The 22,660-nt window shown below is 68.8% G+C and carries 22 protein-coding genes; 2 read left to right on the forward strand and 20 right to left on the reverse strand.

Going from position 1 to position 22,660, the window contains the following annotated elements; all coding sequences use genetic code 11:
* Positions 1–968: hypothetical protein (locus VFQ05_07130; GenBank protein HET9326525.1), on the reverse strand; the 968-nt coding region annotated here is incomplete at its 3' end.
* A gap of 129 nt (positions 969–1,097) precedes the next feature.
* On the opposite strand from VFQ05_07130, the gene VFQ05_07135 reads away from it, so the two are divergent.
* Positions 1,098–2,501, forward strand: a complete 1,404-nt coding sequence (locus VFQ05_07135) for an LptF/LptG family permease (protein HET9326526.1) — start codon at positions 1,098–1,100, stop codon at positions 2,499–2,501.
* Positions 2,498–3,577 (forward strand): LPS export ABC transporter permease LptG, encoded by a 1,080-nt coding sequence (gene lptG, locus VFQ05_07140; protein ID HET9326527.1) that lies wholly within the window; start codon positions 2,498–2,500, stop codon positions 3,575–3,577. The genes VFQ05_07135 and lptG overlap by 4 nt, the downstream gene beginning before the upstream one ends.
* A 3-nt stretch (positions 3,578–3,580) precedes the next feature.
* Here the strand turns inward: lptG and VFQ05_07145 are convergent, their stop codons facing one another.
* The 19 genes from VFQ05_07145 to plsX form a co-directional block, all read right to left on the reverse strand.
* Complete coding sequence (locus tag VFQ05_07145) at positions 3,581–4,273, reverse strand: 2-phosphosulfolactate phosphatase (GenBank protein HET9326528.1); 693 nt, start codon at positions 4,271–4,273, stop codon at positions 3,581–3,583.
* A gap of 17 nt (positions 4,274–4,290) precedes the next feature.
* Positions 4,291–6,231 (reverse strand): M56 family metallopeptidase, encoded by a 1,941-nt coding sequence (locus VFQ05_07150; protein ID HET9326529.1) that lies wholly within the window; start codon positions 6,229–6,231, stop codon positions 4,291–4,293.
* Complete coding sequence (locus tag VFQ05_07155) at positions 6,228–6,620, reverse strand: BlaI/MecI/CopY family transcriptional regulator (protein HET9326530.1); 393 nt, start codon at positions 6,618–6,620, stop codon at positions 6,228–6,230. Before VFQ05_07155 ends, VFQ05_07150 begins: the two co-directional genes overlap by 4 nt.
* Positions 6,621–6,742: 122 nt before the next feature.
* A complete protein-coding gene (gene accC, locus VFQ05_07160) occupies positions 6,743–8,107 on the reverse strand; it encodes an acetyl-CoA carboxylase biotin carboxylase subunit (GenBank protein HET9326531.1) in 1,365 nt (454 codons plus the stop codon).
* 54 nt (positions 8,108–8,161) lie between these two features.
* Positions 8,162–9,328: a type IV pilus twitching motility protein PilT gene (locus VFQ05_07165; GenBank protein ID HET9326532.1), complete on the reverse strand. Its 1,167-nt coding sequence runs from the start codon at positions 9,326–9,328 to the stop codon at positions 8,162–8,164.
* A 25-nt stretch (positions 9,329–9,353) separates the two neighbouring features.
* Positions 9,354–9,887, reverse strand: a complete 534-nt coding sequence (accB, locus tag VFQ05_07170) for an acetyl-CoA carboxylase biotin carboxyl carrier protein (GenBank protein HET9326533.1) — start codon at positions 9,885–9,887, stop codon at positions 9,354–9,356.
* Positions 9,884–10,321 (reverse strand): type II 3-dehydroquinate dehydratase, encoded by a 438-nt coding sequence (gene aroQ, locus VFQ05_07175; protein HET9326534.1) that lies wholly within the window; start codon positions 10,319–10,321, stop codon positions 9,884–9,886. Before aroQ ends, accB begins: the two co-directional genes overlap by 4 nt.
* Before the next feature lie 29 nt (positions 10,322–10,350).
* Positions 10,351–11,457 (reverse strand): 3-dehydroquinate synthase, encoded by a 1,107-nt coding sequence (gene aroB, locus VFQ05_07180; GenBank protein HET9326535.1) that lies wholly within the window; start codon positions 11,455–11,457, stop codon positions 10,351–10,353.
* A 25-nt stretch (positions 11,458–11,482) separates the two neighbouring features.
* Positions 11,483–12,649: a trypsin-like peptidase domain-containing protein gene (locus VFQ05_07185; protein ID HET9326536.1), complete on the reverse strand. Its 1,167-nt coding sequence runs from the start codon at positions 12,647–12,649 to the stop codon at positions 11,483–11,485.
* 12 nt (positions 12,650–12,661) lie between these two features.
* Positions 12,662–13,273: a zf-HC2 domain-containing protein gene (locus tag VFQ05_07190; protein ID HET9326537.1), complete on the reverse strand. Its 612-nt coding sequence runs from the start codon at positions 13,271–13,273 to the stop codon at positions 12,662–12,664.
* Positions 13,270–13,833: a sigma-70 family RNA polymerase sigma factor gene (locus VFQ05_07195; protein HET9326538.1), complete on the reverse strand. Its 564-nt coding sequence runs from the start codon at positions 13,831–13,833 to the stop codon at positions 13,270–13,272. Before VFQ05_07195 ends, VFQ05_07190 begins: the two co-directional genes overlap by 4 nt.
* A 114-nt stretch (positions 13,834–13,947) precedes the next feature.
* Positions 13,948–15,612, reverse strand: a complete 1,665-nt coding sequence (locus VFQ05_07200; protein ID HET9326539.1) for a tetratricopeptide repeat protein — start codon at positions 15,610–15,612, stop codon at positions 13,948–13,950.
* 71 nt (positions 15,613–15,683) lie between these two features.
* Entirely contained in the window at positions 15,684–17,129 is a 1,446-nt protein-coding gene (gene rnc / locus VFQ05_07205; GenBank protein ID HET9326540.1) for a ribonuclease III, read from the reverse strand.
* A 104-nt stretch (positions 17,130–17,233) separates the two neighbouring features.
* A complete protein-coding gene (gene fabF / locus VFQ05_07210) occupies positions 17,234–18,484 on the reverse strand; it encodes a beta-ketoacyl-ACP synthase II (GenBank protein HET9326541.1) in 1,251 nt (416 codons plus the stop codon).
* Between the two features lie 75 nt (positions 18,485–18,559).
* Entirely contained in the window at positions 18,560–18,805 is a 246-nt protein-coding gene (gene acpP, locus VFQ05_07215; GenBank protein HET9326542.1) for an acyl carrier protein, read from the reverse strand.
* Positions 18,806–18,837: 32 nt separating this feature from the next.
* Positions 18,838–19,617: a 3-oxoacyl-ACP reductase FabG gene (gene fabG, locus VFQ05_07220; protein HET9326543.1), complete on the reverse strand. Its 780-nt coding sequence runs from the start codon at positions 19,615–19,617 to the stop codon at positions 18,838–18,840.
* Positions 19,614–20,567 (reverse strand): ACP S-malonyltransferase, encoded by a 954-nt coding sequence (gene fabD, locus VFQ05_07225; GenBank protein HET9326544.1) that lies wholly within the window; start codon positions 20,565–20,567, stop codon positions 19,614–19,616. The genes fabG and fabD overlap by 4 nt, the downstream gene beginning before the upstream one ends.
* Positions 20,564–21,646, reverse strand: coding sequence for a beta-ketoacyl-ACP synthase III (locus VFQ05_07230; GenBank protein HET9326545.1), 1,083 nt, complete (start codon positions 21,644–21,646; stop codon positions 20,564–20,566). The genes fabD and VFQ05_07230 overlap by 4 nt, the downstream gene beginning before the upstream one ends.
* Positions 21,630–22,655 carry a phosphate acyltransferase PlsX gene (plsX, locus tag VFQ05_07235; protein ID HET9326546.1) on the reverse strand — a complete coding sequence of 342 codons (1,026 nt, stop codon included), beginning with the start codon at positions 22,653–22,655 and terminating at the stop codon, positions 21,630–21,632. Before plsX ends, VFQ05_07230 begins: the two co-directional genes overlap by 17 nt.
* Positions 22,656–22,660 lie beyond the last annotated feature (5 nt).

The following is a 22,660-nucleotide window of genomic DNA, read 5'->3' on the forward strand; positions in this document are numbered from 1 at the left end:
CGCGACGCGCCACCTTGATATCCCGCGCGCTCGCTGCGGCCTTCCTGGCGGCTGGCGAGGACCGTGAAGTCGAGCGGCCCGATCCGGGTCGTCGCCTTCATCCCGAAGAGACCTTCGTTCTTGCCGCTGTAGGACACGTACTGGGTGCCGGGCAGCGACAGGTTGGTGTTGCCGAGGTCGAGGGCCTGGACCAGGTCGTCTTCGTCGCCCTTGTAATTGATGGCGATCCGGTTCGCGAGCGGGATCTGGTTGGCGGAGTTCTGGAGCAGATTGACCCCGACGCGGTCCGACAACCGGCCCTCGAGACGGATGTCGAGGTCCTGCTGCATGTCGAGCGACGGGAAGAGGGAGCGCTTCTGGCCCAGCTGAGTCACCTGCTGGTTGGACCAGTTGCTCGTGCCCGAGAGCCGGATGTTCTCCGAGCCCGACACCGTGAGGGACGGATTGCCCGAGCCGAAGATCCCCTTGGCGTAGGAAGGCAACGGCGACGGGAACTCGAAGGTGAGCCCGCCGGTCGGCTTCGCGGCCGTGGTGGCCGCCGGCCCGGCCGCGAGTCCGGTGCGGGTCCGGTCGGCCCACAGGCGCTGGAAGTTCCTCCGAGTCATCTCCTGGGTGAAAGTCTCGATCGGCACCCGGGTGGGCTCGGCGACCGAGAACTCCCCGACTTCGGTGGTGTACCGCACCACCCCCGAGTCGGGCTCGAAGGACACCCGGAGCTGGCGCGGGTCGGAATTGAGCTTGATCCCCGCGGGTCCCGAGGGGATCGGAGGCAGGACGGCGCGGACGAAGTGATTCTCCAACGCCAAGCGGGACACCGGCTTCCACGCGGGAGGAAGCGAGTCCAGAGGGGGCGCCGCCTTCTGACGCAGCTTCTTGAGGTCGCCGAGACCAGGCAAGCCGGGCAGCTTCGGGAGCCCAGGCCACGCCAGGAGCAGCGCGACGAGAGGCGGCGTTATGACGGAGAACATTTGGGCATCAAATCAGATGCTTCCCCGGGAGAAAGCGACCGGGCCCCGGGGCCCCAAGCTTCGGCGCTCGAAGCCTTTACGGGCAAATTCGGTCGCCCCCGCGGGGACCCATGCGGTAGGCTCGCGTCCGTGCGTCTGCTCCGTTCCTACATCCTCAGGCTGCACTTGGTTCCGTTCCTCCTCGGCTTCGGGGTGGTCACGTTCATCCTCGTGATGGACGTGCTGTTCGACTACCTGGACCTGGTGGTCAACCGAGGAGTCGGGGTCGGCGTGGTCCTGCAGCTCTATATCCTCTCCCTGGGCTACATCGTGGCCCTCTCCGTCCCCTGCGCGGTGCTGGTCGCCACGCTCATGACCTTCGGCAGGCTCTCGCAGGACAACGAGATCACCGCCTTGAGAGCCAGCGGGGTCCACCTCGGGAGCGTCCTGGTCGGCCCCCTGGTCGCGGCCCTGGTCCTGACCGGCGGACTGACCGCGTTCAACAACTACGTCCTGCCCGAGAGCAACCACGCCTTCATGAACCTGCTCATCGATATCGGCCGCATGCGGCCCACGGTGAAGCTTCAGGAGGGGACCTTCATCACCGACTTCCCGGGGTACAACCTGTTGGTGCAGTCGGTGAACGGGCGCACCAACGAGATGCGCGGGCTCACCATCTACCAGCTCAACCCCGGGGGGCCTCCCACCACGATCCTGGCCAAGAGTGGAACGCTGTCCTACACGCCCGATGGCCGGACCGCGGTGCTGCGGCTCAAGGACGGAGAGATCCACGAGGTGCCGATGGAGGAAGGCGGGGCGCGGCGCTATCGGCGGCTGACGTTCAAGACGCACGTGATCAACGTCCTGGGCGCCGGCGCGATCCTCGAGCGCTCGGCCCGCATGGCGCGCAGCGACCGCGAGCTCTCCGCCGCGGCCTTGATGGCGCAGCGGCAGGACGAGCGCGACCGCTACCGCAACGCGATGGAGATTCGCCGCAAGCAGTACCAGGGGCGCCACCTGACCAAAGAGGTCGAGGCGATGCTCGAGTTCCAGGACCTTCCGTGGGCCACCCGCATGAGCCAGACGCTCGAGCGCCTGCGCGCCGGTCCGGAAGCCATGCAGCGTTTCACGAACGAGCACCCGATCGAAGCCGGCGAGCTGAACATCTGGCTGCTCCAGAAGAACGCCTACGAGAAACGCATTGCCAGCCTCGCGGTCGAGATCCACAAGAAGTTCTCGCTGCCGGCCGCCTGTCTCGTCTTCGTGCTGATCGGAGCGCCGATCGGCATGCGCGTGCGCCGCGGCGGTCCGGCCGTGGCGTTCCTCTCGGTCGCGTTCTTCCTGTTCTACTGGCTGTGCCTGATCGGCGGCGAGGAGCTCGCGCACCGGCTGATGATCCCGGCGTGGCTGGCGATGTGGCTCCCGAACTTCCTGCTCGGCGGGCTCGGGCTCCAGTGGACGCTCGAGGCCTGCGACGTCCAGATGCCGTGGAAGCGCGGCCGCCGGACGACCGGCCGGCGGATGGCGCGTGGTGAGCGACGGGCCGTGGCGTGAGGACACTGGATCGCTACCTGCTCCGCGAATTCTCGATGTACCTGGCGCTCGGACTGATGGGGTTCATCACGATCTTCATCGTGGTGGACGTGTTCGAGAAGATCGACGTCTTCCTCGACCATCACGCTCCGTTCGACCTGGTGTTCCGCTTCTACGTCTACCGCGTGCCCGAAGTCGTCGTGCGCGTGCTGCCCGTGGCGCTCCTCATGGCCACCTTCCTGGCGCTCGGGCAGCTCAACAAGTTCGGCGAGCTGACCGCGATGCGGGCCGCCGGGCTCTCGCTGGTGCGCATCCTGGCGCCGATCTTCGGGCTCGCCACCGTGGGCGTGATCGTCGCGCTCGCGATCAGCGAGGTCCTGGTGCCGACCGCGAACCAGCAGCGCGACCGCATCTACGACGAGCAGATCCAGAAGATTCAGCGCGACGAGGTCAGGGAGCGCGCGGACGTGACCTACCTGGGCGCGGGAGGCCGCATCTTCTACATGCGGCTCTACCTGGTGGGTGAGCGGCGCATGCACGAAGTGTCGCTGCAGGAGTTCACGAAGGGCAATCTGCGGCGCCGGATCGACGCCGCCGAGGCGACGTGGGACGGCAAGCAATGGGTGTTCAGCTCCGGATACCTGCGGACCTTCGAAGACGGCAAGGAGAAGGTCGAGCCTTTCACCCGGATGTCGGTGAAAGGCCTGCCCGAGCGGCCCGAGGACTTCGCCAAGGAGACGAGGCAGCCCGATGAGATGAGCTATCCGGAGCTCAGGAGCTACGTGGAACGCCTGCGCGCGAGCGGCAGCCGGGTATCGAACTATCTCGTGGACCTGCACCTCAAGCTGGCGTTTCCGCTGGTCAATCTGATCGTGGTGATGATTGGAGCGGCGATCGCCACGCGTCTTCGCCTGCAGAGCAACGCGCTCGGGTTCGGGCTCTCGGTGACGATCTCGTTCCTCTACTACGCCTTCATGCGCACCGGCCAGGCATTGGGGCACAACGGCGCCCTTCCTCCCTACCTCGCCGCATGGCTCGGCGACCTCGTGTTCGGGACTGTCGGCCTAACCATGATGATCCAGGCCCAGCGCCGCTAGGCTCTAGATCTCGAAGGCATCGTCCAGCGCGTCGAGGTCGCCGCAGAACTCGACGTCCCGCGCGAATTCGGGGCCCAGAGCGCGAAGGTAGCGGCCGTGCGCGGCGCCCTGGACGAGGGCCTTGGTCTCGGCGGAATCGCGCGGCGCCAGCCGGCGCGCGAGCGCGGCCGCCGGCCCCTCGGGCTTCGCTCCCCGCGCGACGAGGCGCTCCACCAGGAGTCCGGCGCAGGCGGCGTCTTCGAGCGCGAATCCTCCAAGCTTGCCCGCGCACACGATGACGACTCGAGGCTCGGACGCCACGCGCTCGGCCACGGCGTGGAGATTGACGAACGCGGCGAGCAGCCGCCGCCGCGCGTTCGCCGCCGCGATCATCGCGAGCGAGCCGTTGGTCGAGGCGAAGATCAGCGGACGGCCGGACACCGCCGTCACCGGGTACTCGAACGGTGAGTTGCCGAGATCGAATCCCTCGATGCGCCGTCCCTCCCGCTCGCCGCAGAGCAGCGCCTGGGGCATGAGACTGCGCTTGCGAAAGGCCTCTTCGGGAGTCGCGGCTGGATGCACGGCAGAGGCGCCATGACCGAGGGCCACCGTCAGCGTGGTGGTGGCGCGCAGCACGTCGATCACCACGGCGGCTTCGTTCGCGGCGGCTGCCGATGCCGCGCGCGTCTCCGCGCGCGGCGTCAACAGGACACGCACCCGGCTCGCGGCCACGCTCAGAGCAGTGGTTTGGCGATTCCGCTTCGGATCGCCTGATCGACCAGGCTCCGCACCTGCCTCTGAGCCTGGCGCGAGGCGCGCTCCATGTCGCGGCCCAGCAGCGTCATCTGCTCTCCCAGCTCCTGCTGCCGGCGGCTGAGCGGCTCCATCCTTCTCGACAGCTTCTGCTGCTCCCGGCTCAGCATCTCCATCTGGTCCGCGAGGTCTTCCTGGAGGCGCTCGAACTCCGAGCGATCCGGTCTGCCGGCCATCGCTTCCGCCAGCTCGGCTTGCTTTTGTCCAATCTCGGACTGCTTCTCGCCGACCTTGGACTGCTGCTCGCCGATCAGGCTCTGCTGCTCCCCGATCATCGACTGGACCTCGCCCAGCTCACTCTGACGCCCACCGATCGCCTGCTGGGGAGCGAAAGCATCTTCGACCCTCGAGAGAAGCGACTTGTCCTCGATGAGGTAGCGCTTGTCTCCAACACGCACCCACAGGAAGTCGCCTTTGCGCTGCTTGCTCAGACGATTGACTTCCTTCCAGTCCGCGCTGCCCCCCGAGCCCGAAAAGTTGCGCTCGGCCCCCTTCACCAGGACGTACGCGTACTGGTCCCTGCCGTGATCGCCGTCGCGGTAGGCGTATCCCGAGCCGGAGTAGCGAAACGGGACCGGCGGTGTGGGCGGTGTGGGCGGAATGGGCGGTGTGGGCGGCGTGGGTGGTGTGGGCGGAGTCGGCGGTGTGGGCGGAGTGGGTGGAGTCGGCGGTGTGGGTGGCGTGGGCGGCGTGGGCGGATCCCATTCGTCCCAGTCCCAGCGATCCCAATCCTGATCGGCGTTTCTCTCTTCGTCCGCAATGGCGCTCGTGCGGACGAGCGCTTCGTCGTCACGGGACAGCCGGTCCGTGGAGGCGGAGGACGTCGGCACCAGGCGCAACGGGGCCAGGCCGACGAGCGCAAAGCCGGCGATCACGGCGAACGCGGCGCGGCGCAGGCGCGGGGACAGCGGCGAGACGTGCTTGAGCCGCGAGAGCCTTCGCTCGAGCTGGCCTTTGCTGGGTGATCCGCACGGCATGGCCGTGGCGCCCGTCAGGCGGCGATGCACGCCGAACGCGACGAGCAGCCGGCCATAGTCGTACGGGCTCGCACCCGTGATGCGCAGCGCTTCGGCGTCGCACGCTTGCTCGCTCGCCTCGACATACTCGCGGACGCTGCGCCAGACCAGCGGATGGAACCAGAACAGCGTCTCGGCCAGGGCCGGCACCCACGCGAGCCACAGGTCGCCGCGGCGCACGTGGGCCAGCTCGTGAGCGACGGCGAGTCGCAGGTCCTTGCCCGGATTGCGGAGCATCGCCTCGGGGAGGAGCACCACCGGCCTCCAGAGGCCGGTCACCATCGGCACCGGAGCGTCGCTGCTGGCGGCGAAGCGGATCGTGGTGTCAGGCGCAAGCGCCTCGCACAACACGCCATTCAGCGGCCGGGCGCCCCACACCATCCGGCTCACGCGGAGGCCCTGACGCAAGAGCCCCATCGCTCGCACCAGGACTCCGGCGACCCAGACTCCGAAGAGGGCCAGCAGCAGCGGCTGAGGATTCCAGGGCCGGGCGGGAGGAGGCGGCGGCGCCGGACCAGCCACCGCGCGGTCCGCCTCGGTGGTCACCGGCTCGCCCAGCAACGCGCTCACGGGCGACGATTCCGGCGCGGGGGCCGAAGCGACCGGTGCCGCCACGGCCGAGGGCCACCACACGGCGGTGACCGGCAGCGCCGGCGTCCGCACCTCGAGCTGCGCGAGCGGCAGGAGGCCGATCAGCAGGCGGGCGCTCGCCATCCACCACAGGCTGGCGCGCGTCCACGCCGGCAGACCCGACCACGCGCGCGTCACGATCCACACCACCGCGATCAGGATCGCGCCTTCGAGCGAGGCGCGACCCAGCGTTTCGATCCAGGGCCAGGCGTTCATCGGCTCGTCCCTCCTCGCTTGGAGCGCAGGCGTTCCAGGGCCCGCTCCAGGTCCAGAAGCTCCGACTCGCTCACCTGCGAGCGCTCGGCGAGATATGCGGCGAAAGGCGACACCGAGCCTTCGAGCGCGCGCTGGACGAAGCGGCCGACCGCATCGCGCAGCAGGTCTTCGTCTCGCGACGACGTTGCGTATACGAAGACGCCTTTGACCCGGCGACGGGTGAGGTAGCCCTTGGCCCGCAGCCGCTCCATCATGGTGAGCACGGTGGAGCGGGCGAGATTCTGCGACGCTCCGAAAGACTCCGCCACCTGGCCGACGCTGGCGGGGCCGCCGCGGGCGATGTGGCGCAGCAGTTGAAGCTCCTGTGTTCCCGGGGGTGCTTTGCTCATCGGATCCTCCCTGCCGACACCTGTCGTCAACGGGGAGCCTATGGCTTGACTACGGATGTAGTCAACGGGGAAGTCGCGGGAAACACCCGCGCTGGTGGGTGGAGAGGCGGCGTCGGTCCGGTCTAGCGGGCGGCGCCCTGTGGCTCGCCCTTCAGCAACGCCTCGACGAAGTGGGTGTCGAGGTCGCCGGCCTGGAAGCGCGGGTCGCGCAGAGCCTTCAAATGGAAGGGGATGGTCGTCTGGATGCCCTCGACGATCATCTCCTCGAGGCCGATCTGCATGCGGCGCATGGCCTCGGCTCGGTCCTTCCCATAGGCGATCAGCTTGCCGATCATCGAGTCGTAGTGGGGCGGCACCGTGTAGCCCGCATAGACGTGGCTGTCGATCCGGAGGCCGGGACCGCCGGGCTTGTACCAATAGGTGATCTTGCCGGGACTCGGGCGAAAGTTGTGCTCGTGATCCTCCGCGTTGATCCGGCACTCGATGGCGTGACCGCGCCATTCGACTTCGTCCTGCGTGAGCGTGAGCGCCTCTCCCGCCGCGATCCGGATCTGCTCCTTGACGATGTCGATTCCGGTGACCTCCTCGGTGACCGGGTGCTCGACCTGGACGCGGGTGTTCATCTCCATGAAGTAGAAGGAGCCGTCGGCGTCGAACAGGAACTCCATCGTGCCGGCGTTGAGGTAGCCGATCGAGCGCGCGCCACGCACCGCCAGCTCGCCGACCTCCCGGCGCCGCGCGTCGGAGAGGAAGGGGCTCGGCGATTCCTCGATCAGCTTCTGGTGGTTGCGCTGCACCGAGCACTCGCGCTCGCCGAGATGGATGAGGTTGCCGTGGGCGTCGCCGAGGATCTGGAACTCGATGTGGCGGGGCTTGGTGATGAACTTCTCGACGTAGACGGCGTTGTTGTTGAACGCGGCTCCCGCCTCGGCCTGGGCGATCCCGAAGCCGGCGCGCAGCTGCTTCTCGTCGAACGCCACCCGCATGCCCCGGCCGCCACCGCCGGCGGTGGCCTTGATGATGACCGGAAAGCCGATCCCCCTGGCCACTTCCAGCGCGGCGTCGATGTCGGGCAACGTCCCTTCGCTGCCCGGGACCACCGGCAGGCCGGCAGCCGTCATGCTGCGCCGCGCCTCGGCCTTGTCGCCCATGGAGCGGATCATGTCCGGGGTGGGACCGATGAAGACGAAGTTGCACGACGCGCAGACCTCGGCGAAGTGCGCGTTCTCGGACAGGAAGCCATAGCCGGGATGGATGGCATCGACGCCGGTCACTTCCGCGGCGGAGATCAGACGGGCGACGTGGTTGTACGACTGCGAGGCCGGCGGCGGGCCGATGCACACCGACTCGTCGGCGAGACGCACGTGGAGGCTGTCGCGATCGGCTTCGCTGAACACCGCGACGGTGGAGATGTTGAGCTCGCGACAGGCGCGAATGACACGCAGCGCAATCTCGCCGCGGTTGGCGATCAGGACTTTCTTGAACATGCGCCGCGCACTATAGGGAAACCCCGTCTCCCCTGCCACGTCGGCCGGGGAAGGCTACAGCTTGGTCATCCAGCTGGGCTTGCCGCCGCCCGAAGGCGCGCCGCTCTCGGCGTCCTTCGCGGCTTCGACCGGCTGCCACAGCCGGTCCGAGGTGGCCGAGATCCCCTTGAGCTTGAGCGCGAGCTCGTTCGGATTGTTGCAGTTCTTGATCGCCTCTTCCTCCGTGATCACGCCGTCCTTCAGCAGGCCCATGACCGACTGGTCGAAGGTCTGCATGCCGTACTGCGTGACGCCCTCGGCCACCGCCGAGTGGATCAGCGGCATCTTCTCCGGGCTCAGCAGGAACTCGCGAATGGTCGGGGTGTTGATCATGACCTCGACCGCGGGCGCGCGGCCCGCCCCGTCGCGCCGCGGAATCAGGCGCTGGCAGAGCACCGCACGCAGGTTGGAGGCGATCGACATGCGGATCTCGTCGTGCTGGTGCGGCGGATAGAACGAGATCACGCGCTGCAGCGTCTGCACGACGTCGGTGGTATGAAGCGTCGACAGCACCAGGTGCCCGGTGTCGGCCGCCATGAGCGCGGTGCTCATCGTCTCGAGATCGCGGATCTCGCCGACCAGGATGATGTCGGGGTCCTGGCGCAGCACGTAGCGCAGGCCCTCGTGGAACGAGCGGGTGTCGAGCCCCACTTCGCGCTGATGGATGAACGACATCCGGTCGCGGTGGAGGAACTCGATCGGATCCTCCACCGTGATCACGTTTCGCGTGGTCACACGGTTCAGCGCGTCGATCATCGCTGCCAGCGTGGTGGACTTGCCCGAGCCGGTTCGGCCGGTCACCAGGATCAGGCCGCGCGGGGCGAAGGCCAGCTCGCGCACCAGCGCCGGGAGACCGAGGTCTTCGATGGTCGGCACGTCCACGGGAACGTGGCGCAGCGCCAGGGCCGGAGACCCGCGCTGCATGAAGACGTTGGCGCGGAAGCGCGCCAGGCCCGCGACGCCGAAGGCGAAGTCGATCTCGTGGTGGGTCGAGAAGAACAGGCGCTGCTCCTCGTTGAGGAGCTGCGACACCACCGAGCGCAGGTCGTCGGCGTTGGGCGGCGTCTCGTCGAGCGTGTAGAGCACGCCGTCGACGCGCACGACCGGGGGCGTTCCGATCTTGATGTGGAGATCGCTGGCGCGCGCGGCGATCATCTTCTCCAGCACGCTGCGGATGTTCATCGGGCACCTTCGAGGCGCCGCGGTTTCAGACCGGCTCGACCAGGAAGAGCTTCTGTCCGAACTCCACGGGCTGGGCGTTCTCGACCAGGATGTGGACGATACGTCCCTTGACCTCGGACTCGATCTCGTTCATCAGCTTCATGGCTTCGATGATGCAGACCGTCTGCCCGACTTCGACGCTCGTCCCCACTTCGACGTAGGGGTCCGCATCCGGAGCCGGCGCCCGATAGAACGTCCCCACCATCGGAGACGTGATCGCCTTCAGGTGTTCCGTCGTCTCCGGCGTCTTCGCCGGTGCAGCCGCGGCGGATGCGGGCGCCGAGGCGCTCGCGGCCTGAGGGCTCGCGATGACCGCGGAGGCCGTGCCGTGCGCGCTGATGCGCACCGTCCGCCCTCCCGAGGAAACCTCGAGCTCGCCGATCCCGGTGCGTTGCACCAGCCGGATCAGCTGCCGAAGCTCGGCGAGCTCGAAGCCGGCGGGTCGCACCCCGCCGGCGTTATCGGCCGATTTGGCGTTCGACTTCACGCTCGCGCCCTTCTTCGGCTTGCGGTTCTTCATGCCGTCCACCGACTCGCCAGCCCTCGCAGCGCCAGCTCGTAGCTCAAGGCGCCGAAACCCTGGACGACGCCGGCCGCGGCCCCCGCGGTCAGCGAGACCTGGCGGAACGGCTCGCGCGCGGCGGGATTGGTGAGATGCACCTCCACCACGGGGACGCCCGCGGCCTTGATCGCGTCGCGCAGCGCCACGCTGGTATGGGTGAGACCGCCGGCGTTCAAGATGACCGCGTCACAGCGGCCGCGCGCGCGATGCAGCTCGTCGATCAGGACCCCCTCCTGCTGGCTCTGGATACACTGCGCCTCGCAGCCGAGCTCGGAGGCCAGTTTCTGAATGCGTCGGTTGATGTCGTCCAGGGAGTCGCGTCCGTAGAGGTCCGGCTCGCGTGTACCCAACGCGTCGAGGTTCGGACCATGAAGGACCAGGATGCGATGCATCGGGCCATGTCCCGCCTCAGAGGCCGGGCTCATGCCCGAGCCCCGAACCGAAGAGCGATCTCCCGCACGAGGCGTGAGGCGATTGGACGCGGCACGCTAGCATGGCCCATGCGGGGGGTCAACACCCAGCGAACGCGACCGCGCGCGCCTTTCTTGTCACGCGACATCGCCCGCAGCAGGCGCGCGAGCGACGCGGGCGGCATGCGGCGCGGAAGGCCCAGCGTGTCGAGCAGGGCGTCCTGCCTCTGCCGCGCGCGCGAGGGCAGCCCGGCGAGGCGCTCCGAGAGCAGGGCCGCCGCCCGCATGCCGATCGCCACCGCCTCGCCGTGCAGGATGCCGCGGTAGCCGACCGCCGCCTCGATCGCGTGTCCGAGGGTGTGACCGTAGTTGAGCGAGGTGCGCGCGCCGCCTTCGCGCTCGAAGACGTCGCGCCGCACGACACGCACCTTGGCCCGCACCGCGCGACGCACCGCGCCTTCGAGGGCTCGCGGGTCACCGCGGCGCAGGGCGGCGGCATGGCGCTCGACCCATCGGAACAGCGCGGCGTCGGTCGCCATGCCCATCTTCGCCACTTCGGCGAGCCCGGCGCGGATCTGCCGGGCGGGCAGCGTCGCCAGCGTGGCGACGTCGGCGACCACCAGGGATGGCTGATGGAAGGCGCCCGCCAGATTCTTCCCCGCGGTCAGGTTGACGCCGGTCTTGCCACCGACGCTGGCGTCGACCTGGGCGAGCAGCGTGGTGGGCACGCAGATCCAGGGAACCCCGCGCAGCCATGACGCCGCCGCGAACCCGGCCAGATCCGAGACCGCGCCGCCGCCGAGCGCCACCACCGCGTCGCGCCGCGAGAGACCTTCACGAGCGAACCGATCCCACAGACGCGTGAGCTGCCGCGCGGACTTCGCCGCTTCGCGGTTCGGGACGACGATGCGCGACACCGAGATTCCCGCGGCCTCGAGCGAGGCGGTGGCGCGAGCGCCGTAGAGCCGGCCCACGCGCGCATCGGTCACCAGCGCGGCCCGGCGCGCGCCGGTGTCGCGGCGGGTGCGAAATCCGAGGCGATCGAGGGCGCCACGCGCGATGAGGATCCTCGAGTGCGCGGGCGATGGCGGATAGCGGACCAGGAGCTCGCGAGGCACGGTGGGCAGTATAGCCCCCGCGGAGCTAACGCCGGCCGGAGGTCTTGATGCGCTCGAGCTCGTCGCTCAGGCGGCGAATCTCACGCTCCAGCTCGGAGACACGCACCGGCGGCGTGCTGGGCTCGGAATCGGCCTCGTTCAGCACCCACATCGGCACCCGATCGGGCGATTCGCCGAGCGTCGTCCGGCTCGTGTGGCCGGTCTCGTCGCGCACCCATACCAGCTCGACCGTGACCCCGGGCCGCGTGGCCGCCACCCAGCGCGCCAGCTGCTCGGGATACTCCACGCGCTCGCGCTCGTAGGCGACGATCAGGTCGCCCGGCTTGAGCCCGGCGCTCTCGGCGGGTCCGCCCGCCACGACGCTCTCGACCAGCGCTCCGATCGGAGTCTTCTTGCCACTGGTCTCCACCTGGACGCTGGCCGGCCGGGTACGCACCCCGAGGAAACCGTGAGGGACACGCCCCTGACGGCGCAGGCTCTCGTACACGGGTCGCACCGTCTCGACCGGAAGGATGAAGCTGGCGCCGCCGGGCCGTCGCTCGGCGTTGGTCCCGGTGTCCGCCGGCTCGGGCGGCGAGAGCTCGCCCTGGACGATGCCCACCAGCTCGCCGCGCGAGTTGAGCGCGGCCGCGCCGCTGTTCCCTGGATAGACGGTGTTGGTGAGCTGCAGCAGAGATTGATGCGGCTCGCGATAGCGGTAGGCCACGTTTCCCACCGACTGCGTGGGTTGCGCGCGGTACGAGGTGCCGAGCGAGATGACCCAGCTGCCGATCTGGCCCTCCCGCGCGTCCGCGAACCGCACCGCCGGCAGCCGCACCGACGATACCCGGAGCAGGGCCAAGTTGAAGATCGGATCGAGCCCGACGATCTGGGCCTCGGACTGCAGGCCGTTGGCGGTGCGGATCACCACCCGCTGAGCGTTCATCACCACGCTCGCGGTGGTGAGGATACCGTTCTCCTCGACCGCGACACCCGAGCCCACCCGCGTGCGGGTGCGGCGCTCGAGGCCTCGCGGACCGGGCTTGGAGCCCAGCGTACGCTGCGCGAAGACCGTGACCACGGCGGGTCTCGCGCGCTGGGCGATCTGCTCCATGTCGGTCTGCAGAGCCGACAACGTGCTCTGGGCCTCGGACGGGCTCGCAGCCATCAAGGCGATGAGCGCCAGCCAACCGACGAGGCGACGACACGACACGCTTGGGGCCTCCTAGAAGGTGATGACGGCCTGAGCCTGCTCGCCCCGGGCCGGCTCGGGCTGCACGCGCACGACCGTGTGCGCCCGCCCCTTGCGGAGCGTGACCGGATCGAGGATGAACTCGACGTCCTCGGAGTGATCGAACAGGCTGTCGGTGACGCCTTCGGCGTCGGCCATCCACGCCGCGTCGGGAGCGGCGGGTAGAGGCGCTGCGCCGTCGGTCTTCACCGGTTGCGGCGCGATCAGGACCGGCTGCTCGAGCGCCACGGATCCTCCGTGGCGCGGGCCGAGCGGCATGCCGGACCACTGCATGACCATCGCCGCCACGATGGCGAGCAGCACGGCGGTCGCGGTGACCGGAACCCAGCGGCGCACCGTGCCGGGCATGCGGTCGACGGCCGGCGAGCGGCGCTTCGCCGCCGCCAGCGCGCGCTCGGCGAACCCGCTCGACACTTCGACGCGGGGCAGGTCGCTCACCGCCTCGAGCGTGCGGGCGAGCTGCTCGTATTCACGCCGGCACACCGCGCACGAGCTGAAGTGAGACTCCAGCCACTCCCGCTCGCCCTGGGTGATCTCGTCGTCCCAGTACGCGCTGAACAGGTTCTTCGCCTGGCGGCAGTTCATGGGTTTCCCTCCTTGCGGAGGAGCGGGATGAGCTTGCGCTTGAGGATGCCGCGCGCCCGGTTGATGCGTGATCGGACGGTGCCGCCCGGGATGTTCAACATTTCGCCGATCTCCTCGTAGGGGAACCCTTCGATGTCACGAAGCACGAGCGCCAGCCGATACTTCTCGGGCACCGACGCGATGGCCTTGCCCACGGTCTTCTGAAGCTGCTCCCTCTGCATCGACTGCTCCTTGCCCTCGGTCGGATCCGCCAGATGGCTGGAGCTGTCGCCCAAGACTTCCTGCAGCGCGTCGAGACTGAACCAGTTCCTTCGCCGCACCCGGCGCCGAATCTCGTTCTTGGCGAGGTTGGCGGCGATGGTGAACAGCCAAGTCGAGAACTTCGAGCCGCGCCGATAGTTGCGGCGGTGAACGAAGACCCGAACGAACACTTCCTGGGCCAGGTCGTCGGACGCCTCCCGGTCGTTCAACACGCGACTGACCAGATTCGTGACCCGGCCTTGGAAGCGCCGCACGAGCTCGGTGAACGCTCGCTCGTCGCCCTCGGCGACGCGCCCCATCAGGTCCTCGTCGGAGAGCCTGACGATGGGTACGGGTGTCGGATCGCGGTCTAGAACCAAAGGAGTCTGCACCCCGCTTTCTTACCCCAGCCGGAAGGCGTGGTTCCCATCCGTCTAACGAATACTGGACAGCTTGGCGCGCACGCGCTGGTTCGTGCTGTCGGCAGCCAGGCTCTTCCTGTATTGCTCGCGGGCCAAGTCCTTGAGTTGCATGTCCTTGTAGACATCCCCGAGATGCTCGTGGATGACCGGGTCGCCATCCGAGAGCGCCACCGCCCGCTCCAGCTCCTTGCGGGCCTCGGTCAGGCGGCCCAGCCGGTAGTAGGCCCATCCCAGAGAGTCGAGGAAGGCGCCGTTGTCCGGCTGCTGCGCCAGCGCCCGCTGGATCAGGCCGACCGCCTCGCCGACGTTGCGGTTGTGGTCGGCATAGAGGTAGCCGAGGAAGTTGAGCGCGGTGGGATTGTTCGGCTCCCGCGCGAGCACGTCGCGCACCGCCGATTCCGCTCCGGCGATATCTCCCAGCTTCTCTCGGCACAGCGCCAGATCGAAGGCGATCGCCGTGACGGCGGGGAACTTCGCGTGCGCGTTCTCGAGAATCGGCTCGGCGTCCGCGTGCTTTCCCGCCTTGTCGTAGGCGCGCGCCAGCAGCACCGGCGGAGCGATCGAGTCGGGAGCGATCACCATGGCGCGCTGCAGATGCTTGATGGCGCCCGGAAGATCGCCTCCCACTTCATGAGTGCGCGCCACGACCAGCCGCGCGTGCAGGTCGTCGGGACGTTCCGCCAGCCACTTCTCGGCCTCGTTGATCGCCTGCTTGCTGCGGCCGTTGCGGGCGAGGACGCCGAGCCGCACGTTGACGGCGTCCAAGTCCTTGGGAAAGTCATCGCGGATCTCGTCGAGCGCGCGCATGCCATCCTTGGGCTGGCCGGCCTGGAAGAAGAGGTCGGCTTCGAGATGCCGCAGGTCGAGGTCCTTCGGGTTCGCCTTCGCCAGGATCTGCGCCTCGGCCAAGGCTTCCTTGTACTTCTTGTCGCGCGCCAGCAGCGCCACGTAGCGGCGCCGCGTGGCCTGGTCGTCGCGGTGCGCCTCCAGGTGCTCGCGATAGCTGGCTTCGGCCTCGTCGGTTCTGCCGAGGATCTCGGCGATCCAGCCGCGCAGGAAGTGGAGCCCGGGTCGCAGCGGATTCAGCTCGGCCGCGATCGCCACCGCGGTGTCGGCCGCACCGAAGCGTCCCCTCCGCGCTTCGGCGGCCGCCAGCTGGAACCAGGCCTCGGCATCCTGATCATCGAGCCACACCACTCGCCGATAGCTTCGCGCCAGCAGATCGTATCGATCGAGCCGCTCGGCGGCACGGGCCAGCGTGCGCACGTACTCGACCGTCTGCGAGTCGATGGCGACGGAGCGCTGGAGGACGCTCAAAGCCTCTTCATCACGGCCCAGGTTGAGCAGCGCGGCGCCCTTCAGCCACAGCGCGCGGGGATCGGCGGGATCGACCTCGAGGGCGCGCTCGGCGAACTCGAGCGATCGCCCGGGATCGCCCATCTGCGCGGCGACCTCGCTCACGCGGCGCGCGACGTCCGTAGCGTGAGGGTCGAGGAAGAGCGCGCGGTAGTACTCGTCCAGCGCGCGTGGCCGGGCGCCCTGCTCCTCGAGCAGGCGGCCTTGGGCGTAGCGTCGCAGCGCTTCTTCGTTGGGGTAGACCGCCCGGGGTGACCCTGGACCGGCAGCCGCAGGCGCGGAGGCGAGGAGGGAGATCGAGAGGCCGAGTGAGCACCACATGCCGGTGACGAGGCTATCACGCGCCGCGCGAGCCCGGCTACAGACCGAGCCCGCGCGACGTCGATCGACGATCAGCGCCTCGAGCGGCGCCGGCCAAACCCCGCGGGCTTGGCCGCCGGACCGCTTTCTCGAGCCCGAGACGCAGGTGCGGGAGGCTCGGGAGCTTCGGTCTCGGTCTCGGAACGAGCGCCGAGATCCTCGTCGATCTCCTCCTCCAACTCGTCCCGCGAGGGAGCGAGCGGCGGCGGCGTGACGACCGACCGGGTTCTCAAGTCCGCTCCGCCCCAGGCGTAGGGATCGATGTGGCTGTCTTCCCTCGGCCCTTCGGGGCGTCCGACTTCCTCGTTCTCGTCCTCTTCGAACAGTCGAGGCATCGGCTCGACCTCGATCGCCCGGATGTCAGGGTCCGGCTCGGAGCGCACGCGCGCCGCGAGCCGTTCGAACCGCGTCTCGACCGTGGTGTCGGCTTCGGTGATCGGCCGGCTGGGAACGATGGGCGCTCGCTCGGGCGTGGCCGCTCGCTCGGGCGTGGCCGCTCGCTCGGGCGCGGCCGCTCGCTCGGGCGCCGTTGCACCTTCGGCGACCGGCTCGCCGGCGCGGCGCCGGCCCCGCCCTCCGCGACGTCCGCGGCGCCGCTTCCGGGCCGGCCCCGATTCGTCATCGGTGTCCAGTTCCACCTCCAGCACTTCCGGCGCCTCCTCGACGACTTCGGGGCGCGGGTGCCGGGTGCGGGCCGGACGTGGCGGCGCGGGATCACGCTCGACTTCGCGGCCGGTCCGGAGCTCGCGATCGGACACCGGACCGCGCTCGACCCGTTCGAGCGCGTTGCGCGCGGCGGCCTGCTCGGCCTCTTTCTTGTTGCGTCCTTTGCCGTCTCCCAGCGTCCGCTTGCCGACGATGACCTCGACCATGAATTGCTTCGAGTGGTCGGGCCCCATCTCGCTGCGGATGCGGTAGACCGGGTGGGTGCGGTAGGTGCTCTGCACGTACTCCTGCAGGTGGCTCTTGTAGTTGGTGTGGCGCTTGTCGGCCACGATCGAGCGCGTGTCCCGCAGCAGCCAGCGCTCGATGAAGGCGCGGGCCGCCTCGAACCCCTGGTCGAGGTAGATGGCCCCGACCACCGACTCGAAGGCGTCCGCCAGGATCGACAGACGCTGCCGGCCGCCGGACTCCACCTCGGAGTGGCTCATCAACACGAAGCGCCCGAGCCCCATCGCCAAAGCGCGCCGCGAAAGGATTGCCTTGGACACGAGCAGCGACTTGGTCTTGGTCAGCTGACCTTCGTGCTCGGTAGGGTGGGTGCGATAGAGGTACTCGCTGGTCACGAGCCCGAGCACGGAATCGCCCAGGAACTCGAGCCGCTCGTTGGAATCCCGCTGCCCCGTGACATGCAGGTACGAGCGATGAGTGAGCGCCAGCTTGACCAGCGAGGGATCGCGGAACGACAGCCCATAGTGGTTGCTGAATTCGCTGATGACGCGTGCTTCGTGATCGCTGCTGGTCTTCTTCGCCGGCACGGGCGGCCCCTGGAACAGGGAACGCACCCAGTCCCAGAAGCTGACTTTCGGCGCCGGTGTCGGTCCCGGAGGTCGCGTCCCGCGCCCGCCGCGGCGCCTGCGGCTTACGCCACGGCGCGAACGGCCAGGGTCACGTTGTGTCCTCCGAACCCGAACGAGTTCGAGATTGCGGCCGTCACGCGTTGCGTTCGGGCCTGATTCGGAACGAAATCGAGGTCGCATGTTGGATCTGGTCTTTCAAGGTTGATCGTGGGTGGTACGACCCCGCGCGCCACGGTCAAGGCGACGGCAACCGCCTCGAGTCCACCGGCGGCGCCAAGCAGGTGCCCCGTCATGGACTTGGTGGAGCTCACCATCAGCCGGCATGAGTGCGATCCAAAAACGTGCTTGATGGCCGCCACCTCGGCCGGATCACCGGCGGGCGTGGAAGTGCCATGCGCGTTGATGTGCTGCACGTCATGGGGGTCTAGGCGGGCGTCTTCCAGCGCGCGCTTCATCGCGCGCGCCGCGCCCTCCCCGTCCACGCAGGGCGCCGTCATGTGATAGGCGTCCCCCGTGGCCCCATAGCCGGCGAGCTCGCAGTACGGTTGGGCGCCGCGACGTCGCGCATGATCCTCGGTCTCGAGGACCAGCACGGCAGCGCCTTCGCCGATCACGAAGCCGTCCCGTTCGCTGTCGAACGGGCGGCTGGCTCGCGTTGGGTCGTCGTTTCGTGTCGAGAGAGCCCGGGCGCTCGAGAAGCCGGCCACCGCCATCGGCGTGATGGTGGCTTCACTTCCGCCCGCGAGAATGACATCTGCGTCGCCCGCGCGGATGAGGCGCAGAGCTTCGCCGATGGCGTGCGCTCCCGAGGCGCACGCGGAGACGGTGGCGAAATTGGGACCTTTGAGCCCGAGCTGAATGGAAACCTGGCCGGCGGCCATGTCGATGATCATCATCGGAATGAAGAACGGGCTCACCCGACGGGGGCCCTTCTGGAGGAGCGCGGTATGCTGCTCCTCGAACGTCTCCATGCCACCGATGCCCGAGCCGATGATGACTCCCACTCGGCTTCGGTCGATCGCTTCCAGATCCAGCCCCGAGTTCCGGACGGCCTCCAGGGCTGCCACGACCGCATACTGGACGAAGCGGTCCATCCGCTTCGCCTCTTTGCGGTCCAAGGCGCCCTCGGTCGTGAAGCCCTTGACCTCGCATGCAAAGCGAGTCTCGTACGCGGAGGCATCGAACCGCGTGATCGGGCCGGCCCCGGAATCTCCTTGGAGCAAATGGTCCCAGAACTCCTGCAGGTTGTTACCGATCGGCGAGACGATGCCCGCCCCGGTGATCCACACCCGCTTTCCGTCGTTTGCTGTCACGTCCTGCTCTCTCGCGATTGCTTCGCGTCCCCGCTCGGGGTTTCGAAGCCGTGTGAGATGGGTCGCGGCCTCGGCCTAGCTGGCCGTCGCGTGCGACTTGAGATAGTTCATGGCATCCCCGACGGTGCGCAGCTTGTCCGCGTCCTCGTCCGGGATATCGAGGCCGAACTCCTCCTCGAGCGCCATGACCAGCTCGACGATGTCGAGCGAATCGGCCCCAAGGTCCTCGATGAACTTGGCCTCGGGCACGACTTGCTTGGCGTCGACTTCGAGCTCCTTGGCGATGATCTCCTTCACGCGGTCTTCGCTGAACGTTGCCACTGCATTCACCTCCTTGGCGTGGGTTCTTCCGTTTACATCACCATGCCGCCGTCCACCGTCCACACCTGCCCGGTGACGTATGCGGCCCGGGGCGATGCCAGGAAAGCCACCACCTCGGCGACTTCGGTCGGGGTTCCGAGCCGGCCGAGTGGAATCCTGGCCATCAAATCGGCGCGCGCCGCCTCCGGGAGCGCGGCCGTCATGTCGGTTTCGATGAAGCCCGGGCAGATCGCGTTGACCGTCACGTTCCGCGAGGCGAGCTCGCGAGCCAGCGACTTGGTCAACCCCAGCAGTCCGGCCTTGGATGCGGCGTAGTTGGCCTGCCCGGCGTTTCCCATCAGACCCACCACCGACGAGACGTTCACGATCCGTCCGTAGCGGGCTTTCATCATGGTTCGCGCCACCGCCCGGCTGCAGCGAAACGCGCCGCCGAGATTGGTGTCGATCACCTGAGACCACTGCTCGTCGCTCATCCGCAGGAAGACGCCGTCACGGGTGAGCCCGGCGTTGTTCACCAGAATGTCGACCCGGCCGAACCGGCCGATGGCCTTTTCGATGGCGGCGTCGACCATCGCGGTCTGGGCGATATCGGTCTCGAAGCTCTCGGCCTCAGAGCCCCCCTGGCGGAGCGCCTCGGCCACCTGGTTGGCGCGCTCGAGATTGCGCGCGAAGATGGCCACCGCGGCGCCGCGGCGGCTCAGCGTCCCGGCGATCGCCCGGCCGATGCCGGTCGCTCCGCCGGTGACGAACGCCACCTGGCCTTCCAGGTCGCGGCCGGTATTGCGGGTGAGCGCCTCGTGCGCCTGCGTCATGCGCCCTCCGCGCTTCCCGCCGTCACGCCGAGACCGGCCAGCGTCGCCTGCAGGCTCTCCGGGTCCTCGACGTTCCAGGAGCGCGCCTGCTTGTCGGTGGTGCGCAGCAGGCCGCGCAGCACGGTCCCCGACCCGAGCTCGACGCACGTGGCTTCCTCGGCGATCAGGCGGCGCAGCGTGGCTTCCCAGCGCACCGCGCCCAGGAGCTGGGCGGCGAGCGACGCGCGGATCTCCGACGACAGCCTCACCGGCTCCGCGCTCACGTTGGCCAGGATGGGACAATCGGCATCGCGCAGCGGCGCGGCTTCGAGCGCGGCCGTGAGCTCGCGGGCCGCCGACGCCATCAAGGGCGAGTGGAACGCGCCGCTCACCTCGAGGCGGATCGCGCGTCGCGCGCCGCGCTCGGTGGCCAGCGCACATGCCTTCTCGACCGCCGGGATCTCGCCCGAGATCACGACCTGTCCCGGAGCGTTGTAGTTGGCGGGCACGACCACGCCATCCGCGGCGGAATCGCGGCACACCGCTTCGACCTGATCGGCCGTCATCCCGAGGATCGCCGCCATGGTGCCGGGCCGCTCGTGCCCCGCCTGCGACATCAGCTCGCCGCGGCGCCGGGTGAGCCGCAGCGCGCTCTCGAAGTCGATCGCGCCCGCCGCGACGCATGCCGAGTACTCGCCCAGGCTGTGTCCCGCAACCCACGCGGGCTTGAGTCCCGCGGCGCGGACCAAGCGCAACGCCGCGACACTGTGGGTGAGCAGAGCGGGCTGCGCGTTGACGGAGCGGGTCAGCTCATCGAGCGGGCCTTCCCAGCAAAGACGCGACAGCGGGAAGCCCAGCACACGGTCGGCGGTGTCGAAGACGGCGCGCGCATCCGCGTGCGCCTCGGCCAGCGCGCGGCCCATGCCGACCTTCTGCGCCCCCTGCCCCGGAAAGAGAAACGCCAGCTTCATGACGCGCTCGAGGTCCTGGCCAGCCGCGAGGCCGCGCCCAAGGCGGCATCCTTGGCGTTCTCCGGTGTCTGGCGCGCCAGCGTCCATCGGATCAGCGAGGCGCCCCAGGTGGCGCCGCCGCCGAAGGCCGCGAGGCCCACGCAGTCGCCGGGCTTCACGCGACCGGCTCGCACCACTTCGTCGAGGCTGATCGGGATCGAGGCCGAGGAGGTGTTTCCATAACGCTCGATGTTGACCACCATCTTCTCTTCGGGGACGCCCAGGCGCTCGCGCACCGCGTCGAGGATGCGGCGGTTGGCCTGGTGCGGGATCACGAGATCGAGGTCGTCGGGCGTGAGCCCGGCCTGATCGAGCACGGTGCGCAGGCTCTCCTCCATGGAGCGCACCGCGAACGGGAAGAGCTTCTTCCCCCGCATCGAGATGAAGTGCTTCCGGTCGCGCACGGTCTCCTCGCTCGCCGGCAGACGCGACCCGCCGGCCGCGATCTCGAGCACGTCGCCGAGCTGGCCGTCGCTGTGCATGTCGGTCGCGAGCAAACCTTCGCCGGCCTTGCATGGGCGCATGATCGCCGCCCCGGCGCCGTCGCCGAACAGCACGCAGGTGTTGCGGTCCTTGAAGTCGACGATGCGGGTGAGGGTCTCCACGCCGATCAGCAGCACGGTGTCGGCGAGGCCGGATCCGACGACGGCACGCGCCAGTCCCATTCCGAACACGAATCCCGTGCACGCGGCATAGATGTCGTAAGCCGCCGCCCGCGTCGCGCCGAGCTTTTGCTGGACGGTGCACGCGCACGAAGGCAGGTAACGGTCGGGCGACGTGGTCGCCAGGATGATCTGATCCACGTCGTTCGGCTCGAGGCCCGCCATCTGGAGCGCGCGCTTCGACGCCTCGACCGCGAGGTCGGAGGACGCCTGGTCGGGAGCCGCGATGCGGCGCTCCAGAATGCCGGTGCGCTCGCGAATCCACTCGTCGGAAGTGTCCACCATCTTCTCGAGATCGTAGTTGCTGAGGATCGCGTCCGGCACGTACATGCCGGTGCCGGTGATGGTCACGCCGCGAATCTCAGGCTGCGGTTTCACGGTCCGCCTCGATTTCTTCCCGGATGTGCTCGTTGACCCGCTGCTCCACGAACGTGGTGACGGTGCGGATCGCGCTCCGGATCGCTTTGGGGCTGCTGCTGCCATGGCCGACGAAGCAGACGCCGTTGACCCCCAGCAGCGGGGCGGCGGCATGCTCCTCCCAGTCGAGTTGGCGCATCAGGCGACGCAGGGCCGGCCGCATGAGGAAGGTGCCCGCCATCGCCAGGGGATCGCCCGAGACTTCGGCTCGGATGCGCCTGAACAAGAGTTCGGCGACTCCCTCGGCCGTCTTGAGCACCACGTTGCCGGTGAAGCCGTCGGCCACCACGACGTCGCAACTGCCTCGGAATACGTCACGTCCCTCGACATTGCCCACGAAGTTCAGGTGGGCGGCCCGGCGGAGCAGAGGCAGGGCCTCGAAGATCAGCTCGTTCCCCTTGGTGTCCTCTTCCCCGATCGACAGGAGCCCCACGCGGGGGTTCTCGCGTCCCAGGAGGTAGCGAGCGTAGACCGCCCCCATGTGCGCGAACTGCACCAGGTAGGACGCCTTGCACGAGGAGTTGGCGCCGACATCCAGCACCACGCAGCCCCCGGCGGCGTTGGGGATGAACGCGGCCAGCGCGGGCCGCGACACGGATTCGAGACGGCCCAGGCTGAGCAGCGCGGTGGCCACCACCGCCCCTGTGTTGCCGGCGCTGAAGATGGCGTCCAGCTTGCCTTCCTTGTGGAGCTGGGCCATGACCGCCAGGGACGACGTGCTCTTGCGCGCCGCGGCCGCCGCCTTCTCGGCCATGTCGATCTTCTCGGAGGCGTGGACCAGCTCGACTCGAAGCTTGTCGGCGCCCTCGTGCTTGAGCGCCTTCTGGATCTCGCTCTCGTCGCCGATCAAGGTGACGCGGAAGCGCCCGGGCATCTCGCGCAGCGCCAAGGCAACGCCCTGGACGACCACGGAGGCGCCGTGGTCTCCACCCATAGCGTCAATCCCGATGTGCGGGATCGGGGTGGTCATCAGGA

Source organism: Candidatus Eisenbacteria bacterium (assembly GCA_035712145.1).
Classification (GTDB): Bacteria; Eisenbacteria; RBG-16-71-46; order RBG-16-71-46; family RBG-16-71-46; genus DASTBI01.